This window comes from Viridibacillus soli (assembly GCF_016612995.1).
GTDB lineage: Bacteria > Bacillota > Bacilli > Bacillales_A > Planococcaceae > Viridibacillus > Viridibacillus soli.
Map to the genome: position 1 here is coordinate 1 of NZ_JAEOAH010000026.1, position 19,674 is coordinate 19,674.

General features: G+C 37.1%; 12 protein-coding genes and 1 riboswitch. Of the genes, 2 read left to right on the forward strand and 10 right to left on the reverse strand.

The genetic code is table 11. From position 1 onward, the window contains the following. Positions 1-54: 54 nt before the first annotated feature. From JFL43_RS15465 to JFL43_RS15500, 9 genes are all read right to left on the reverse strand, one after another. Positions 55-255, reverse strand: coding sequence for a hypothetical protein (locus tag JFL43_RS15465; protein ID WP_200749729.1), 201 nt, complete (start codon positions 253-255; stop codon positions 55-57). A 570-nt stretch (positions 256-825) separates the two neighbouring features. Continuing rightward, positions 826-1,431, reverse strand: coding sequence for a response regulator transcription factor (locus JFL43_RS15470; protein ID WP_100795744.1), 606 nt, complete (start codon positions 1,429-1,431; stop codon positions 826-828). Then, positions 1,424-2,563 carry a sensor histidine kinase gene (locus JFL43_RS15475; RefSeq protein WP_200749761.1) on the reverse strand — a complete coding sequence of 380 codons (1,140 nt, stop codon included), beginning with the start codon at positions 2,561-2,563 and terminating at the stop codon, positions 1,424-1,426. The genes JFL43_RS15470 and JFL43_RS15475 overlap by 8 nt, the downstream gene beginning before the upstream one ends. Before the next feature lie 97 nt (positions 2,564-2,660). Continuing rightward, on the reverse strand, positions 2,661-3,713 hold the full coding sequence (locus JFL43_RS15480; protein ID WP_200749730.1) for a fatty acid desaturase: 1,053 nt from the start codon (positions 3,711-3,713) through the stop codon (positions 2,661-2,663). Between the two features lie 297 nt (positions 3,714-4,010). Further along, positions 4,011-7,445 carry a methionine synthase gene (gene metH, locus JFL43_RS15485; protein WP_200749731.1) on the reverse strand — a complete coding sequence of 1,145 codons (3,435 nt, stop codon included), beginning with the start codon at positions 7,443-7,445 and terminating at the stop codon, positions 4,011-4,013. Next, positions 7,426-9,285 carry a bifunctional homocysteine S-methyltransferase/methylenetetrahydrofolate reductase gene (locus JFL43_RS15490; RefSeq protein ID WP_200749732.1) on the reverse strand — a complete coding sequence of 620 codons (1,860 nt, stop codon included), beginning with the start codon at positions 9,283-9,285 and terminating at the stop codon, positions 7,426-7,428. Before JFL43_RS15490 ends, metH begins: the two co-directional genes overlap by 20 nt. A gap of 72 nt (positions 9,286-9,357) precedes the next feature. Then, positions 9,358-9,465, reverse strand: a riboswitch (SAM riboswitch). Positions 9,466-9,686: 221 nt separating this feature from the next. Beyond that, on the reverse strand, positions 9,687-10,082 hold the full coding sequence (locus JFL43_RS22650; protein WP_234447822.1) for a class A sortase: 396 nt from the start codon (positions 10,080-10,082) through the stop codon (positions 9,687-9,689). Positions 10,083-10,117: 35 nt separating this feature from the next. After that, positions 10,118-10,351: a hypothetical protein gene (locus JFL43_RS22655; protein ID WP_234447818.1), complete on the reverse strand. Its 234-nt coding sequence runs from the start codon at positions 10,349-10,351 to the stop codon at positions 10,118-10,120. 153 nt (positions 10,352-10,504) lie between these two features. Next, positions 10,505-11,893: a protoporphyrinogen oxidase gene (locus JFL43_RS15500; RefSeq protein WP_100795739.1), complete on the reverse strand. Its 1,389-nt coding sequence runs from the start codon at positions 11,891-11,893 to the stop codon at positions 10,505-10,507. 260 nt (positions 11,894-12,153) lie between these two features. On the opposite strand from JFL43_RS15500, the gene JFL43_RS15505 reads away from it, so the two are divergent. Further along, a complete protein-coding gene (locus JFL43_RS15505) occupies positions 12,154-14,187 on the forward strand; it encodes a Na+/H+ antiporter (protein ID WP_100795738.1) in 2,034 nt (677 codons plus the stop codon). A 42-nt stretch (positions 14,188-14,229) separates the two neighbouring features. Here JFL43_RS15505 and JFL43_RS15510 read toward each other — a convergent pair whose 3' ends face one another. Next, entirely contained in the window at positions 14,230-16,158 is a 1,929-nt protein-coding gene (locus tag JFL43_RS15510; protein WP_200749733.1) for an acyltransferase family protein, read from the reverse strand. A 1,251-nt stretch (positions 16,159-17,409) separates the two neighbouring features. Between JFL43_RS15510 and JFL43_RS15515 the strand changes: the two genes are divergently transcribed. Then, entirely contained in the window at positions 17,410-19,026 is a 1,617-nt protein-coding gene (locus JFL43_RS15515; protein WP_200749734.1) for an SH3 domain-containing protein, read from the forward strand. Positions 19,027-19,674 lie beyond the last annotated feature (648 nt).

Consider the following 19,674-nt stretch of genomic DNA (forward strand, 5'->3'; position numbering starts at 1 on the left):
CTCCCATTTAACTCACTCAAGCTTTCATTTAACTCACTCAGCCTTCCATTTAACTCACTCGTGCTCATTTGATACACTCGAGCTTCCATTTAACTCACTCAAGCCTTCATTTAACTCACTCAGTCTTCCATTTAACTCACTCAAGCCTTCATTTAACTCACTCAGTCTCCCATTTAACTCACTCAAGCTTTCATTTAACTCACTCTGCCTTCCATTTAACTCACTCGTGCTCAGATGATACACTCGAGCTTCCATTTAACTCACTCAAGCTTTCATTTAACTCACTCTGCCTTCCATTTAACTCACTCGTGCTCAGATGATACACTCGAGCTTCCATTTAACTCACTCAAGCTTTCATTTAACTCACTCTGCCTTCCATTTAACTCACTCGTGCTCAGATGATACACTCGAGCTTCCATTTAACTCACTCAAGCTTTCATTTAACTCACTCAGCCTCCCATTTAACTCACTCGTGCTCATTTGATACACTCAAGCTTCCATTTAACTCACTCGTGCTCATTTGATACACTCGAGCTCCCATTTAACCCACTCGCACTTCCTTTTAACTCACTTACGCCCGCATTCAATACTCTCGTGCTCTTTGTTTCTCTACTCATCAAATTCCCTAACAAAAAAAGCATCTCACAAGGAGATGCTGACTAATTTATTATTTTGATTTTAATAGGATTAATTTGCGCCGGGAGAGACTCTATTATACCTTCCTATGTTATTTCTATGTGATCACCAAGAGTTAGAGTAAGGGTCTAATCGATGCTCGGCAGCTATGCGGATATTTTTAAAATATCGCACCTTTGTTCATTTGCTCTATTTATTCCATCCCTTTTCCTTAAAGCGAGCAATTGCTTCAATACGATTGCTTACGTCTAGTTTGTCTAAAATGGTTGAAATATAGTTTCGCACGGTACCAGGCGAAAGAAAAAGCTCCCCCGCTATTTCTTTCGTCGTTTTACCCTCCGCTACTAGCTCCAGTACTTCACTTTCACGTTCTGTGAGCGGATTTTCGGTGGCATCTTCATACACGATATCGATTAACTCAGGTGCATACAAACGTCGTCCCTCCATAATAACGCGGATGGAATTCACAAGTTCTTCAATTGGGCTATCTTTTAACAAATAACCACGCACCCCAGCTTTACGTGCACGCTCAAAATAACCTGGGCGCGCGAAGGTTGTTAAGATGATAATTTTACAGTCATTGTTCTGTAATTCTTCGGCAGCATCTAAACCGGTTTTCAGAGGCATTTCGATATCCATAATGCATATATCGGGTCTATGCTCCTCGACAAGTGCAACGGCCTCTGCACCATTTTTGCCAATGCCGACTACTTCCATATCATCTTCCATATTGAGTAAAGATTTCATAGCACCAAGTAACATACCTTGGTCCTCTGCTATGACGATTTTAATCATTTTGGTCACTTCCCTTTTGATGTGTTATGACGATTGGTACAGTAATATCTAGCTCTGTGCCATTTTGTTCAGTAATTTCCAAATTGCCATTTACGAACTCTAAACGCTCCCTCATGCCATTTAAGCCATTACCTGCTGGCTTCGCTTTACTTGTTGAAAGACCGACACCGTTATCTGCAATTTTAATTTTTAACTCATTTTCATTTTGGATAAACTTGATTTTACATTTTGTTCCACAACTATGCTTTACAATATTATTAACAGCTTCCTTCAAACACATGCTCAACACATTTTCGACAATCGTTGGTATCTTATCAAAGTTTGGATTTCCTTCAATCGTCAATTCCATTTCAGCTGCATTTAAAATTTGTTGAATGCGAACAAGTTCATCACACAACTTTACTGTACGCATATCTGCTACAAGTTCGCGCACTTCCTTCAAAGCAATGCTTGCTGTTTGGCGTATATCTTTTAATTCGGCTACTGCTGCCTTTGGATCTTTTTCTACTAAGCGTGCAGCTAAATCGCTTTTCAAACCAATCATGGAAAGCTTTTGTCCGAGTGTATCATGCAAGTCACGTGCAATACGCTGACGCTCCTCATAAACACTTAACTCAGAAATCCGTTCTTTCGCCGACTCCAACTGCCCTGCAAGCTTCTCACGCTTATTCCAATTATATAAATTAAACGGCAATAGCACCGTTCCTATAACCGAACTAATGATGAAGTGAATTTGAGGTAAAAATAATTCAACTTCAATAAAAAAACCCGCTACAATTGCCCCTATCGTAAAGGCAATATGTAAGCCATACATAATGTAAAACCCAACTGTATTACGAATATTCCCAATAAAGAATGCCGTAAACAATGATAAATAAACATAACCAAAAAGTAGCGTCATTCCCACATTTATGAGTATCTCAAAGGATACCCACATGTACACAAGCCCATTGTTTGCACTATGCGAAAAACGATATGAGATAAAATATAAAAGTAAAATTGCAATACCAATCGCAATTTCAAAACGCGATGATGCTCTAAAAATAAAAAAGAACGGCAGTAAACAGAAAATAACCCAAGCATAAATACTTAGCCACGGACTTTTTGGGAAAATACTAAACCAGTTCAGCATAACTTCATTCACCGTCCTATCTAGTTACCCCTATTATATCAAATGCCTTACAAACAAAAACAGCCATCTCCTTTTGTAGAGATGACCATTTTAGAACTCAGCTTGCTTTTTTCATAGGTACATCTGTTTTTCTTGATGAACGATCATGTGCATCTACTAAACTCTGTACAGCCTTAAATGTTACAAATGTTTTATGCGATGGATCATATAATTTATAGCGTAATGATTCAAAACTAGTTTTTAAAGTAACTGTTGTTGCTGTTTGAAGTGGTGGTACTTTCTCATGTGCTTCTTCTAATAAGTAGTTTGGTACACGAGGTGATAAATGATGCACGTGATGGAAGCCGATATTACCTGTTACCCATTGTAACAACAGTGGCAATTTATAATATGAGCTACCTTCAATCGCAGCTTTCACATAATCCCATTCAGACTCTTCTTCAAAATAAGAATCTTCAAATGTATGTTGAATGTAGAACAACCAAATTCCTAGTGAAGCCGCTACAAACATCGTCGTACCATGTACGATTAAAAGTGCTGGCCATCCAGCTGTCAAGACAATACCTGCTACAAGCGATACGATAATCATGTTTGATAAATACGTATTCAAACGCTCTTTTTTTCGTGCATCTTTACGATTAAAACGACTTGAAATTAACACTAGGAAAATTGGGCCTATTCCAAACATTACAAGTGGGTTACGGTATGCACGATATTTGAAACGCTCCCATTTTGAAGCTGCAATATACTCATCAATTGTCATTACCCAAATGTCACCAACACCACGTTTATCTAAATTCGAGCTAGTTGCATGGTGAATTGCGTGCTCACGTTTCCATTTTTCATAAGAAAACAATGTTAATACACCTGTCATCGTACCAACAATATCATTTGCTTTTTTATTTTTAAAAAACGAACCGTGTGTACAATCATGGAAAATAATGAATGTACGAATAACAAACCCTGCAGCAATCACGCTCAAACCAACCGAAGCCCATACCGATACCGGGATTAACATGTAAGCTGCTGTCCATAAAAGTATCAATGGTAGGATTGTGTTAATCATTTGCATAACGCTCTTTTTCACTTCTGACTTAGCAAACGGTGCGACATCTTTACGTAACTGCTTCGTCTTTTCTATATTATTCATGTGAAGTCCCTCACTTTTCTTCGCTTTGGATATTTTCATTTTACGACTTGCAGAAAAATGACAGTAGGCATAGATGTCATGATTACTATATGACATCTGTCATATAGTAAGTGTTAGTAGTTGGTCATAGGATCAAAATACACGGAATCAAATCATCGATTTTACCTCTACTTTCCAATTATTTATATTGATTAAAATTATCCTTCTCACTATAAAGTCAGAGTGTCATATGCCATTATTAGAATTTATATATCAAACGCAAAAAGGTGAGATGGCATAAATCCACCTCACCTTTCTTTATTCTACATTGAAATATCGCGCATCAGGGTGTGCAAAGACAATTGCTGAAACGGATGCTTCTGGCTCCATCATAAATTCCTCTGTTAGATGAACGCCGATATCTTCTGGTTTGATCAAACCAAATAGCTTCGATTGGTCTTCTAAATTAGGACATGCTGGATAGCCAAATGAGAAACGTTGACCTTGATATTTTGCTGCGAAACGGTCACGCATTGTGAAGTCCGTTGCATCTGAGAAACCCCATTGATCGCGAATTTCTTGGTGGATACGCTCTGCAAATCCTTCTGCTAACTCAAGAGCTGTCGCTTGCAATGCATGACTTTCGAGGAATTTACCTTGCTCCTTCAAACGCACTGCAGCTTCGCGTACACCATGGCCTGCCGTCACTTGCATGAAAGCAACATAATCCATTTCTCCACTATCTACTGTTTTCAAGAAATCAGCTAAGCATAAGTATGGCGTCTTGTTTTGACGTGGGAAAGTAAAGCGTTCAATGATCGTCTTACTATCTGCTGGGTCATAAATAATAACGTCATCTCCATCTGCTTGGGCAGGGAAAAACTGATACATGCCTGATGGGGTTAATACACCTGATTCCAAAAATTCCGTTACTAATTCGTATAATTCAACTGCACGTGTGTCGCCTTTTTCAAGCAATTCATCATTATATCCTCTTAAGCCTAAATGATGGCCAATTAACGTACGCATATTCACATATGGATATAAATGTGATACAGAATAATCTTTCAAAACATGGCGTCGTAAATCAGTCGGTACAAAGACAGGTGCATCTGAACGTACTGTTTTCACAGGTTTTTCCGCGACCGCTACAGCTGGTTTCGCCGCACGTTTCGCTTCAGCTGCTGCACGTTTTTCAATGGCATCTTCTAGCTCATGTAATAATTCGCCTTTACCATCACTTTGTAAGCGGTTCGCTAGCTCAAGCCCTTGCATCGCATCTTTTGCATAGATGACAGGCCCATCATACTCCGCTGCAATTTTCGTTTCAGTAAAGCGTCTTGATAGTGCCGCCCCACCTACGAGCATTGGTGTAATAATGCCAGCATCCTTGAAATCCTGCGCTGTAATGACCATTTGCTGTGCTGATTTTACGAGTAAACCGGATAAACCAACAATATCTGGATGTTCTTTTTTAATGACTTCGATAAGTGCTTGAGGTGTTACTTTAATACCAACATCAATTACTTTATAACCGTTATTACTTAAAATAATATCCACGAGGTTTTTCCCGATATCATGCACATCACCTTTAACCGTCGCTAGAATAACTTTCCCTTTTCCAGAGTCATTTTCATTTTTATCCATGAACTGTTCTAGGAATGATACAGACGCTTTCATAACACCCGCACTTTGCAATACTTCCGCTACGATTAACTGGTTGTCATTAAATAAGCGCCCTACTTCAGCCATTCCTTCCATTAAAGGTCCATTAATAATCTCTAATGGTGAATCGTACATGTTCATAGCCGCTTCCAAATCGGGAATCAAGCCCTCTTTTGTACCTTCAATAATGTAATAAGCAAGTCTCTCTGGTACTGTTTTCGGAATATCATCCTCGGTCTTTTCCTTCTTCTTATCACGATAAAAATCAGTAAAGTCAGCAAGCGTTTTATCCGTTGTTCTATAAATTAAATCATTCGCTAAATTAATCTCATTCTCTGGAATCGAAGCATAGCGTTCTAATTTCTCTGTATTTACAATTGCATAATCAAGTCCCGCTTGTGTACAGTGATATAAATACACAGCATTTAATACTTCACGGCCAACTGGAGGAAGACCAAATGACACATTACTTACACCTAAAATAGTTAACACACGTGGCATTTTCTCTTTAATCAATCGAATACCTTCTATTGTTTCTACAGCAGCGCCGATATATTGTTCATCCCCAGTGCCGACCGGGAATACAAGTGGATCAAAAATAATATCTTCTGGTGAAATGCCCCATTTGTTTACGAGTAAATCATATGAACGTTCAGCAACCTTCAATTTGCTATGACGGTCAACAGCCATCCCTTTTTCATCAATTGTCCCGATAACAATGGATGCACCATATTTTTTAACAATTGGTAAAACCGCATCATAACGTTCTTCTCCGTCCTCTAAGTTGATGGAGTTGATGATCGCTTTCCCTTGAGAATATTTTAGCGCCTCTTCAATTACTTTTTCATCTGTTGAGTCAATTACAAGAGGAACTTTAACCTTTTTCACTACTTCTGTCATGAAGTTTTTCATATCCTCAAGCTCTTCACGGTCTGGGTTTGCTAAACAAATATCCATAACATGTGCACCATTTTTCACTTGTGCACGAGCAATTTCTGCAGCTTCTTCAAATTTACCTTCTATAATAAGACGCTTAAATTTGCGTGATCCAATAACATTCGTACGTTCTCCTACAAATAATGGACGCATTGAGTCATCATAAACAAGTGGCTCAATCCCTGCAATGACATGGCCATGCTCCGTTTCTGGCATTTGCCGCGGTTGTTTATCCTCCACCACTTTTCGAATAGCTTTAATATGCTCAGGCGTCGTACCACAACAGCCCCCTACGATATTCAGCCAGCCTTTATCAGCAAAGCCTTCAAGCTTTTTAGACAAAGATTCCGGCGTTTCATGATAATGACCTTCTTCATCTGGTAACCCCGCATTCGGATAGCAGCTAACATAACTTGTAGCCAATTCAGAAAGTGAACGTAAATAATCTGTCATAAATTCCGGGCCTGTCGCACAGTTCAAGCCAACTGATAGCGGTTTAATATGTTCAATTGAAATATAAAACGCTTCAATACTCTGTCCTGCAAGTGTTGTTCCCATCGGTTCAATCGTTCCTGAAATCATGACTGGCAGCTCTTTACCTGCTTCATCAAATGCTTGCTTGAGACCTAAAGTACCAGCCTTCACATTCAGCATATCTTGACTTGTTTCAAGCAATAACAGGTCAGCTCCACCTTCAATTAAAGCTTTTGCTTGCACATAAAAGTCTTGTTGTAGCTCATCAAATGTAATACCACCAGTGACAGACAGTGTTTTTGTTGTTGGACCCATTGCACCTGCAACGTAACGAGGCCATTCAGGTGTCGACAATTCATCTGCTACTTTTTTAGCAATTTGCACAGCTAGTAAGTTGATTTCATGTGCCTGATCACCAAGGTCATATTCATTTAATACAACAGGTGTACCACCAAATGTATTCGTACTAATAATATCTGAACCCGCCTCTAAATAAGCACGGTGTACATATTCAATAACGTCAGGTCGTGTAATATTCAAATATTCATTACAGCCATCATATTCATCCCCACCAAAGTCTTCCGGTGTTAAATTAGCGTTTTGGAGCATAGTCCCCATCGCACCGTCTAAAACAAGAATATTATGTTGGAGTCGTTCTTCAAGTGGTTGCTTTAACATAGTTGTGATCTCCTACTTTCTGTTTGTCTAACTCTTGAATATAATGAATTAATTCCAGCGACATGTCGTAACGTATAAATGGTGTAATAATATATATACCATTGAATAATTCTGCTGCTGTATCGATTAATTCCTTGGCAATCGCAATCCCTTCTGCAGTCGCAAGTTCTTTATCATCACCCGTTGCACGCATTCTCTCAAGCACTTCATCTGAAAGCTTAATACCAGGTACTTCGTGATGTAAGAACTCTGAATTACGAATTCCTGTTAGAGGCATGATACCTATAAAAATCGGCGTTTCCAAATGCTTTGTGGCTTCATAAATTTCAACGATTTTTTCTTTCGTATAAACTGGCTGAGTAATGAAATAGTCAGCCCCGCACTCTATTTTTTTCTCCAGTCGCTTCACCGCTCGGTCAAGCACTCTCACATTTGGGTTAAATGCAGCTGCTACTGAGAAGTTTGCCTTTTTACGAAGTGGCTGCCCTGAGAATGAAATTCCTTCATTCAACTGCTTAATAAGCTGTATCAACTCCAAACTTGAAACATCATAAACGCTTGTCGCACCTGGGAAGTCACCTACTTTTGTAGGGTCACCAGTAACAGCTAAAATTTCGTTAATCCCTAATGCATCTAGGCCCATCAAATGTGATTGTAAGCCGATTAAATTACGATCGCGGCAAGTAATATGGGCAAGTGAACGAATATTATTTTGCATTTTCAAAATAGAACCCATTGCCATATTGCTAATACGCGGCGAGGCGAGTGAGTTATCTGCCATAGTGACAGCCTCAATCCCTGTTGCATAGAGTTTTTGGGCACCTTCAATAAAAGTAGCTGTTTCAAGGTGGCGAGGTGTATCGAGCTCAACAATAATTGTTCGTTCCTTTTTCGCCTTTTCATGAAGTGGCTCATGGTGATCTTTTGTTGCCTCTTTAATTTCAATTATTTTTTTCTTCTTCACCACTTTATTTGTAATAGGTGGTAGGTCTGCAATTCGTTTTTTCACCGCTTCTATATGCTTCGGTGTAGTCCCACAACATCCACCGATTAAGCGCACGCCTTGATCACGTAGTAAAACCGCTGCACGACCGAAATAATCGGCCTCTGATTCATAGACGATTTTGCCGTCTTCAACATCTAGTAAACTAGCATTTGGATATGCAGATAAGAATGCTTTTGCTGGTAATTCTACATCTTCAAATGCTTGGATTGTATGGTGGGGACCTAAACGGCAGTTCACACCAACAATATCTGCCCCAAATGCTTCTAATTGTTGCAGTGCATCATTTAATAATAAACCGTTTTGTAAAATGCCTGGCTCATGCATTGATACTTGTGAAATGATTGGTACATCTGTTAGCTTGCGCAAATGCTTTACTACTGTTGATAGTTCTTCGAAATCATAGTACGTCTCAAGTAATAAACCGTCTGGATTACCTGCTAATAAATACCCCGCCTGCTCATCAAGTGCAGCTACGATTTCATCTAATGTTGCTTCACTTTTACGAATACCACGAATACCACCAATTGTACCAAGCACAAATTGGTCACCTGGTGCAGCAGCACGTTTTGCTATTTCAATCGCGGACTCATTGAACGCTCTTACAGAGTTCTCTAAACCATAACGCTCTAATTTAATAGCATTAGCTGTATACGTATTTGTTTGAATAATGTCAGCGCCCGCTTTAATATATTGTTGGTGAATATTTTCAATCACTTCGGGCTTTGTAAGATTCAATTCCTCGTAGCAATAATCAATTCCGTATGAGTATAACAATGTACCCATCGCACCATCAGCCGTTAACATCTGTGTTTTTAGTTTTTCAAGTAATCCCATTTAGTCCATTCCTCTCTAAATAAAAAAGCCTTCTTATAAATAAGAAGGCTTGACGATAACGATATTCGCTCCTTCTTATCTTTTCGGACAATTAGTAAATCCGCTGGAGTTAGCACCTGACCACATGGGCTGGTTGCTGAAGCTTCAAAGGGCCAGTCCCTCAGCTTCTCTTGATAAGAAATATTTATTTAATTGTTAGAATAATTAAAAGAATCATAACCTTTTACCTGAATGACGTCAAGTGGAATTTCATAATTGTAGAGAAACCTGATATTAGTAGTATATTTTCAGCACAAAACAAAAAAGGATGCTCTTTTCCCAAACTACAGCAACACGAGCTCTTTCATTCGCATTAACTGTACTCGGCTGCTCTAGATGTTTTTTTCTATTACTAACAGCTGTCACCATTCATTCGTAAAAATCTTATTCCCTTCTTTTTCATCGTACTCCATTGTATCAACAAGCTCAGCTTGAATGATCATCCTTTTTGAGCCGTCGTAGTTACATGTAACGAGTGTTAAAATTTTATCATTTGCATCATCTATTACATCTATTTGTTCCGGTTTTACAATAAATACTTTATCAATTTTATATTCGTAAATTTTCTTGAAGCCAGTCAAATAACCTGCCATGCCTTCCTTAGCATTTGTTAGTGGACTAAAAAGCGCCTTACCATTGTTCATATTATGTCCAGCGAGGGCATAATTGCCTTTGCCCATCTTTTGTTTCTGCTTCATCGCACCTGCACCGACTGCTAAATTGGTATTCGATACACCATATAAAATAGGCAATCGCATTTTCACTTTAGGTACACTAATTGCTCCGATAGCATTTATTTCTTTTTGATCGAAATTGCCTTCACAACGTCTTTAACATTTAAATCTGCTACTTGTTCAAAATCAAATGTCGCATTTGGATTTTGCATTGCTACTTCTATATCTTGCTGTCCAATAGTAGCTTTAGACATTTTCGAAATGACAAGCCCCATTAGTGTTTGATAAAAAATAAGTATTAGACCAGCTATTAAAAAGAGCATTCCTAAAATCATTTTTACCTTTTTCCCCATATTATCCACCTTCTCTCCGATCATTCATTTTATAGTACTAATTCATATCGTATTTTCTAGTGGTTTAGCCGATTACCGTATATGTTTGAACAAAAAAAGAGCTAAAGAAATAGTGTTTTCATTAGCTCTTTCACTTCAATATTAATCCGTCAATCAACCTATTTTAGCAATAATCGATTGAGCAGTTTCTTTACCATTTTTAATACATGAACCAATTCCAACGCCGTAATATGAGCAGCCAGCTAGTAGTACATTTTCATGAGAAGACGCCAGTTTAGTTGTTAACGCTTCTATAGTTTGCGCATGACCAAGATGGTAAACAGGCATTGAATCATTCCACTTTTTGACATCTACAACAATAGGCTCCGCTTCGATTTTCAAGCTTTTCGCAATATCATCTAATGCGATATTCGTTAACTCTTCTTTACTTAAATGCTTCATCTCTGCAAAGGCTGGGTTTGAACTCTTATAGAACATACGCACGAGTAATTTGCCATCCTCTGAAGTATGACCCCATTTACGACTTGTCCATGTACAAGCATTACATTTTACATCGCTATTTTCAGACACGATAAAGCCCGTACCATCGGCTGGTAACTGGGCGTCAGGAATATCGAAGCCTAAATAAATCGTAATAAGTGAAGCATTGCTAAATTCATTGAAGTCCCCATCTAATGTTGGATCCGCTAATAGCTTCTGAGTTACTTCATGTGGTGTTGTTAAGACGACGAAATCAGCTTCAATTGATTCGTGATTTTCAAATGTCAGTTCATACTTACTGCCATTTTTTGCGATATGATTTGTTGTAATGCCTTTCAAAATTTTAACGTCGGTTAGTTTTTCTTCAAAACGGTCGAATAATGAAGATAATCCCTTTTTAAAAGATATAAATTTTTTATTCGTAGCTTTTTGGAATTCTTCTTTATGTGCACTAAACCCTTTAATAATACTGCCATATTGCTCTTTATAATCGAGTAAATAAGGTAATGTAGAAGCCATTGTAAGTGTATCTAATTTACCAGAGTAAACTCCTGATAACACTGGCGCAATTTGTTTTTCAACAAGCTCTTTTCCTAGGAAATGTTCTAAGAAAGAACCGATCGAGCTTTCCTTTGTAAAATACTCATTTGGCAACTCTAAATCTTTTAACGCTTCTTGTTTTCCTTCAGCCGAAACTAAAGTACTGCTTTCAAGCGATTCTATACTAGTTGGAATACCAAAAACACTATCCGCTGGAATAGCGTGTAATTTATTATTTGTATAAATATAGGAAATTCCTGTACCATTATATACAAGTTCATCTTGCAATCCTAATTCTTCAATTAAAGGCATAACACTTGAATGACGGGCAACAATTGAATCTGCACCCGTTTCCAAAATAAAGCCTTCATTCTTTACAGAGTGCATTTTACCGCCTAAATGTTCATTTTTTTCAACTAAAATTAAATTAATATCTAAACCTTTGTTTTCTTTTTCCTTTTGTAAATAATGCATAGTAGAAAGGCCTGTTATACCTCCACCAACTACAATAACTGTTTTCAAGATGCTCACTCCTCACAGCAGATTCTGTCTTGTCTAAATTGTATATTTGTAGTTCTAGTATAAACTTTCATTTTCATAACTGTCATGATATCCATCACATATTCTAGTACAAATTTGCGAACGTTTACAGCTTTGCCATATTCACACGGACTTTTCCTTCATAATCTAAAAAGCATACTTATGCAATTCATTTTCTCAAAAAGAGGGCACTCAATAAATACGTTCTTTTCAATTGATACTTTCTCGGAATGGAGCTTTTTATGGACCTATTAATTACGATTCTCTTATTGTTGGTTTTCTTGTTACTGTCAAATGTAATTGGACATTATATTCCGTTTATCCCAACTGCACTTATTCAAATAGCTCTCGGCGTTTTACTAGCTTTGTTTGCTAATGAAATGACGCTTGAACTTGAAACAGAGTGGTTCTTATTACTTTTCGTTGCACCTCTTTTGTATAATGATGGGCGCAATTTCCCTAAGGTTGAACTATGGAAAATGAGAGCGCCTATTCTTGGTAATGCTATTATTTTAGTTCTAATAACTACGCTCGTTGGGGGCTACTTTATCCATTGGTTGATTGCAGACATTCCACTTGCTGCTGCATTTGCATTAGCGGCCATTTTGTCTCCAACTGATCCAGTAGCGGTGAATGGTATTGCAAAGCGGATTCAAATTCCAGAGAAAATTTTAAATCTCGTACGTGGTGAATCACTTATCAATGATGCTTCTGGTTTAGTTGCCTTTAAATTTGCCGTAGCAGCAGTTGTAACCGGGTATTTTTCAATTAAAGAAGCTTTTTTAGTGTTTACGTATATGTTTTTAGTCGGTGCTATTCTTGGCCTAATTTTAGGAATCATTATTACGCAACTTCGCTTTACGCTAAGAAAAAGAGGCATTCGTGATATCATCTTTCATTCACTATTACAGCTGTTAACGCCCTTCATCATTTATTTTATCGCAGAGGATGTTTTTCATGCATCTGGGGTTATTGCTGTTGTTGTAGGTGGAATCGTGCACGCGCTTGTGAAAGGTCATACGGAGGAGTTAATTACAGAAGAACAGTTAATTACAGAAAACGCTTGGTCCATCGTACTGTTCATTTTAAATGGAGTCGTATTTCTGTTGCTTGGTTTGAATATCCCACTATCGATGACGGAAACTTTAGAAAATCCGATGATGAATAATTGGCAAATCATAGGCTACACCATTGCGATTGGTAGTGTTTTATTAATCATTCGCTTCATTTGGTCATATGCATTTTCTCACTATGAATACAAAAGAGATGTTACTCAAGAAATAGAAAAACCTAGTCTGGAAGCGAGCTTACTGACAAGCTTAACAGGCGTACGCGGTGCTGTAACAATGGCTGGGGTTTTATCCATTCCATTACTCATTGACGATGGCAGTCTATTTCCAGAGCGCTCCTTAATTTTATTTTTAGCATCTAGTGTCATTTTATTTACATTGTTGATTGCAACGATTTTCTTACCTCTTTTAATTGATGAAGCAGAAATTTTAGAAATTCGTGAAGGCAAACTCACTTTTAATGAAGCCAAAAGACGCTTACTCCTCACTTCAGTACGTAAAATTAACTCAGTGATAACTGAAGCAAATCAAACTGTTGCTTTTGAATTAATAGATGAATATAAAATGATGTTTAATCAGATTGAATTAGAGCTAAATGCAGAAAAATTAGCTACCAAAGAAAGAAAGCTGCAAATAAAAAGACTGCGTTTACTCGGCTTAAAAGCAGAAAGGGACTATGTGGAAAGGGTCCAAAAGGAGCAAAATCTAGACCCAGATATTTATTCAGCGTGTCAAGCAGCCTTTAAAGAGCGCGAAAAGAACATCACTAAGCCAAATCGTCCTAAAGTAATTGCTATACTTTATAGTATTTTACTTAAATGGCGCACTACACAAAAAAAATACAGTTTAAATAAAGACAAACGCTTTGAATATTTCCGTAAAAAGAAAGAGTTACGTATGCTCGCCTTGTGGGCAGGTGTAGATGCACTAAAACAATATGCCAAATCAGAAGAAAATCCTGATTTGGCTTATGCCATTATTTTTGAATATCGTAAAGGCATTGATAAGATGAAGCAATCCGTTACCCAAAATTCTGAACGCAATGACGAACTAAAAGAAAAACTACGTGCTCTTTTGAACGAAACAGAACGAATTGAAATTCAAAAAATGTACGAAGCTGGTGAAATTGACAGAGCAGAAGAAAAGGAATTACGCCGGTTTATCAACTATATCGAAAGCATCGCGTTATATGAAACGGTAGAATAGAGAAAAAACCGCTCCTTTTTTAAAAGGTAGCGGTTTTCTTTATTATTGCTCATTTACAGATTGTGCTATAGCTTCACGTACAAGATCGGCATAAAATTTGCCACCCTTTTCATTTGGATGAATCCTATCTTCATAGAAAATGTCTTGATCCTCGCCTGTTTCACTATACCAATCTACTAATGTTACATTGCTATTTTTTTCTGCAGCTTTATTTAATTTTTTATTTACCCCGTCCTGCCAGCCTCTTGGCACTCTTGTATTCATTAAGTAAATTGTACGATCGTTGCCTATCGCATTTAATAATCCATCCAATTGTGTTGCACTAAAATCTCCATTAGAGCCAAGACCAATCACAACAACTTGCCCTAGTTTCCCTTGGTTTTTTAGTACTGTGACGACTTTTGAAGCATCATACACTTGGCGACCGATTTTTGCATCAACAACAATTTGCGGTATTTTCTTTTGTAACTCTGTAGCAGCACTTAACATAACTGAATCACCAATAGCACTAATTGTTACATCTTCAGGTACTTGTTTTGCAGCTAATTGCACTTTTCCCTCTTCAGCTGATTCTTGTTCTTTTATAGCGTTTTCTCCCGCCTGCTCAACCTCGGCTTTTGCTATATCATCTATCTGTTGCTCTTGCTTAGCTATTTGCTCATTGTTTTCTACTTTTTCCTGCTGCGCCTTTTCAAGTTTCTGCTGTTCTTCTATTAGATGTTGTTCAAGCACTTCACTAGCCGGCTGCTTGGCTGGTGTAAAAATCATCCCCATAGCAAAAATAATAATGACACAGCCACTTATTGCTGATCCAATACGATACGGAATCTGCCATTCAGACCATGACCAAGACCATTCTTTCGATTGGAAATTACTTAGCCATACACGCCACTGTCCTTTTCGAATAGGGTCCTCGATAAAACGCCAAGAAAGACCTGCTAATAGTAGTGTCAGCACAATAATAATAATTACTTTAGTAAAACTAACAGCCTCATTACCAACTCCGGCCCCCATTAAAACAACGATTGGAAAATGCCAAATATAAATACCATACGAACGTACACCCACCCAAACGAGTGGCTTAAAGCTAAACAAATCGCCTAAACGACTTGCAGGATGTACAATAGCTGCGATTAAAATAGCCGTAATAATTGAAGCTAAAAACATACCGCCCATATATAAAAATTGGCCTGCCTCATCCATCGTCATCATCATTAATAGTAATAATGCAAAGCTAGTAAAGCCAACGATATCAAGTACTTTTTTCGCATCATTCGTCAAGTTTTTAGCAAGCTTACGACTTGGCCAAACAAGAGCCATCGATGCTCCAATTAATACTGAAAACACCCTTGTATCCGTACCATAATAAACGCGGCTTGTATCCGTCCCAGGCTCATACATCACAGCCATAGAAATAGCTGACACTAATGCTGCTACAAAAATACCAATTGCAAGCTTTCCTCTATTTTTAACGAACTTCAAACCAATCATCATAATAATTGGCCATAATATGTAAAATTGTTCCTCTACTGCAAGTGACCACATATGTTGCAATGGGGATGGTGGTGCAAACGATGTAAAATATGAATGATCTTGCATGATATAAAACCAATTGCTCACATACAAAGCTGCTGCCGCAATCTCCGAACGTAGCCCTACTAAAAATGAACGTTGAAAAAGTGTGATCCATGTTCCGACTAAGATTAACATGATAATCAATGCCGGAATTAATCGTCTAAACCGACGAAACCAGAAATTTTTCAAATCAATCCTACTCGTCTTTTCCCATTCATTTACTAGTAAATCGGTTATTAAATAACCTGACAGAACAAAGAAAATGGCAACGCCCAAATATCCACCATCTACTGATTTAAAATGTAGATGATATAAAATGACTGCTAACACTGACAAAGCCCTCAATCCGTCCAACCCACTTATGTATCTGCGATTACCTTCCATTGGCTTTGGCATTACTGTACCTCCTAAATACACAACACTGTAATCTATCTATATTTGACGAATTAATCAAAGGAATAGTTTTAAAAAACAGCTTTTCTTTAAAAAATATTCATTTCATTAACAAATTAAGTCACTTTACTTCCATGCTGCTCCTAGCATTTTATAGTAAACTCTCTTTTTATTCATAAAGATAACTACTTAATTTCCAAAAGTACTTTCTCCTATTTATTTTCAAATTAAATCCAATTTAAAAAACTGCACCTAAGTTGACTGCAGCATCAACTTAAAGACAGCCTCTTAGACTATTGGGGACAGTTTTGAAACGTTATTAATTAAAAGGCTACTATTAGTAATATCCTACCTACCTTGCCTTATTGCATTTCTCTTTGTTCATGACAAGTATCCTTCATGTAGCTTTGTAATATAGTTTAACCTTGATACGGGAGCAAATAGAAAGAGCATGTTTTGAAAAAAGATTGATCAAAACATGCTCTTATTCAATGTAAAGGATTAACTTTTTAGAAAAAAGTATGTTCATTTTTAACACCCTTGTTTCACTAAAATACCCCGTCAGTTGAAGACGATTTTTAATGTGTCCTTACTTTCGTATTTGATACCTAATAACTTCGTTTCCAAATGTAAACCATATAAACTACAATTCCCATTACAAAGCTAAACCCAGCAAAGTATCTATTCTCTTTATGTATTAGTGGATATAGAATAATTAACAATACTCCAAAAGCTAGAGCCATTACGACCGAAAGTTGTCCTGATAATGTTTCAAACAATTATCTTATCCCTCCCAAAATTAAATCGTTTTATCCACAGTCTCCTACCTATAACACCTCACATACACTTAGTTTTTTGGTATGTAGTTGAAATAACCAGGTATCACTACCCATAATCGTAATAACTCCAATATTCCCATACATTGCATAGTAGATTATGAAGTTACTCCCATTTATAGTTACGGGACTCACTCCATACTTCACTTTTCATAACGAACAGTTAAATATAATGATTCTAATTACTTATTCTGTAAAGTGTTTAATTCCCCACACTTTAGTCATTACCATATTTTTATTAGTAATAAAGTTCCATATCCACATATCATATTTTATTATTATTTTATAGGTATAAATCAATTAATTTTATTAAATAATCATTACATTTTAGTAACAAATAATATAAACTCCTCACGTTTCATTTAAAATACGCCTTTTTTACTAAATAACTATTAATATAGCGATGAGGAGGTATAGAATGAAAAATAACAAAATTAAACTCTTGTTTTTACTAGTCCTAAGTTGCATATTAATCATTCCTTCCTTTGTGGTTGCAAAACAAGCTAACGCTGCATCTACAGTCACTATGAAAGTGAATATTACATCACTCAATATGCGTTCAGGTCCAAGTACGAACTACAAAGTTGTCAAAGTTTTAAAAAAAGGAACAACAGTAACAAAGGTTTCTACAAAGGGCACTTGGACAAAGGTGAAATCTAGCGGTAAAACAGGTTGGGTTTCTTCCAAGTATTTAAAGAACATCACTACTACGACGGCAAGCACTACGAAAAAGGCCGTTGCTAAAGTGAGTAGTTTAAACATCCGTAAAGGCGCCGGTACTTCGTATAAAAGTCTTGGTAAATTATCAAAAGGAACTACAGGTACTGTCCTTGCTGAGAAAAACGGCTGGGTACAAATCAAAACGAGTAAGTATACTGGTTGGGTAAGCAAAACGTATTTAACAATCACGACTAATAAAAGCTCAACTACTAGTAGCTCCAAAGCTCCTCCATTAACTCCGGCAGCTACTTCAACTGCTAATGTAGGTAAATATTTTACTGTCAATGTTGATTCTTTAAATGTTCGAAAAAGTGCTTCAGCTAGCTCCACAAAATTAGGAGTCATTAAGAAAAATAAATCCTATAAAATTCTTGCACAGTCTAGTAATAACTGGGTTAAAATTACATATACTACGGGCAAAACAGGTTGGATTTCTGCAAGCACTAGCTATGGTAAAATCACTAAAACAAAACCAACAAATACAGATACGAACGACAATTCAGATAAAGTCACAGTAACACCATCCACTGATATCGGAAAATATTTTACTGTCACAGCTGATTCTCTAAATGTTCGAAAGAGTGCTTCTGCTACTGCTACAAAACTAAGCGCTGTTGTTTACGGTAGTTCATTTAAAATTCTTGATAAATCCAGCAATAACTGGTTCAAAATCACTTATGCTACGAGTAAAACAGGTTGGGTTTCTGGAAGTTACGGTAAAGTCACTCAGACAAAACCCACGAAACCAGTATCAAATGATGATAAAAACACGACTAATGGCGCATTAAGCGGCAAAGTGATTGTCGTAGATGCAGGTCATGGTGGTACAGATCCAGGTGCTGTTGCAAACGGCGTACTTGAGAAAGACTTGAATCTTCAAGCAGCATTAGCATTACGTACAAAATTACAAGCGGCAGGTGCTACGGTGAAAATGACACGTACTACTGATATTTTCCCAACACTATATGACCGAGTTAGTTTTTCAATCATGATGAAGCCAGATGCTTTTATTAGCCTTCACCATGATTCTGCTACAGCAACAGCACGCGGCTTCACTGTTCTTTATACAAAGAGTAGAGAAAGCACTCTTGCCACTTACATCCAACAAGGGATGGCAAGCGCAGTGCCGAATATGATTAACCGTGGATACAAACCTCAAGATTTATATGTACTAAGAGAAAACCCTCAAATTGGTGTTCTAGTTGAATTAGGATTCATCACAAATTTAGAGGAAGTACAGACTTTAAAAACAGATGCTTATCGTAATTCAGCTGCAAATGGAATTACAAATGGTTTGATCAATTACTTTAACTAGTATAAATAAAAAGGAAACACCTCTATTTAAAAGAGATGTTTCCTTTTTTAGTCCCACTAATGACGCGATGCTTTTACATTAATTTTTCTGTTTAAACGGGGATGTTTTATAAATAAAAAAGGCAATCCCAGCAATTATTAATACGATAATAAAGTATTTATAAAATAAAAGCGTGACGAACAATTTCATAAGCGACATACCAAACTTCAAAATGATAAATAGGCATATAATTATACCCAATAACTTCAAAATAGGATTCATAACTAAAATAAACCTCCGCATCAGCAATTAATAAGCCGATTCTTTGTGTTTATTATAGCATGTCCACTTAATCCACTACCTTTATTTTCTAACCTACTAAAATCTCTCTATTTTACCAGGTGTGTTGATCACCAAATTTAACCATCACTATTAAAGTGGTAGGTTAATTTCCGCTACGGGATGCTCGCTTTCCGCGGGCAAGCACCCTCCGCTACAATCAACTAAAAAATGTAGTAACATATGTTAGGATTGAACATGAAAAAATCATTTTTACGATAAATAACAACCTAATATTCCCCTAACACACCTGCTATTTTATTATTTCATAAACATGTACGAGCTAATGATGCATTATCAACAATCAATCACGGACCAATTCATAAATAA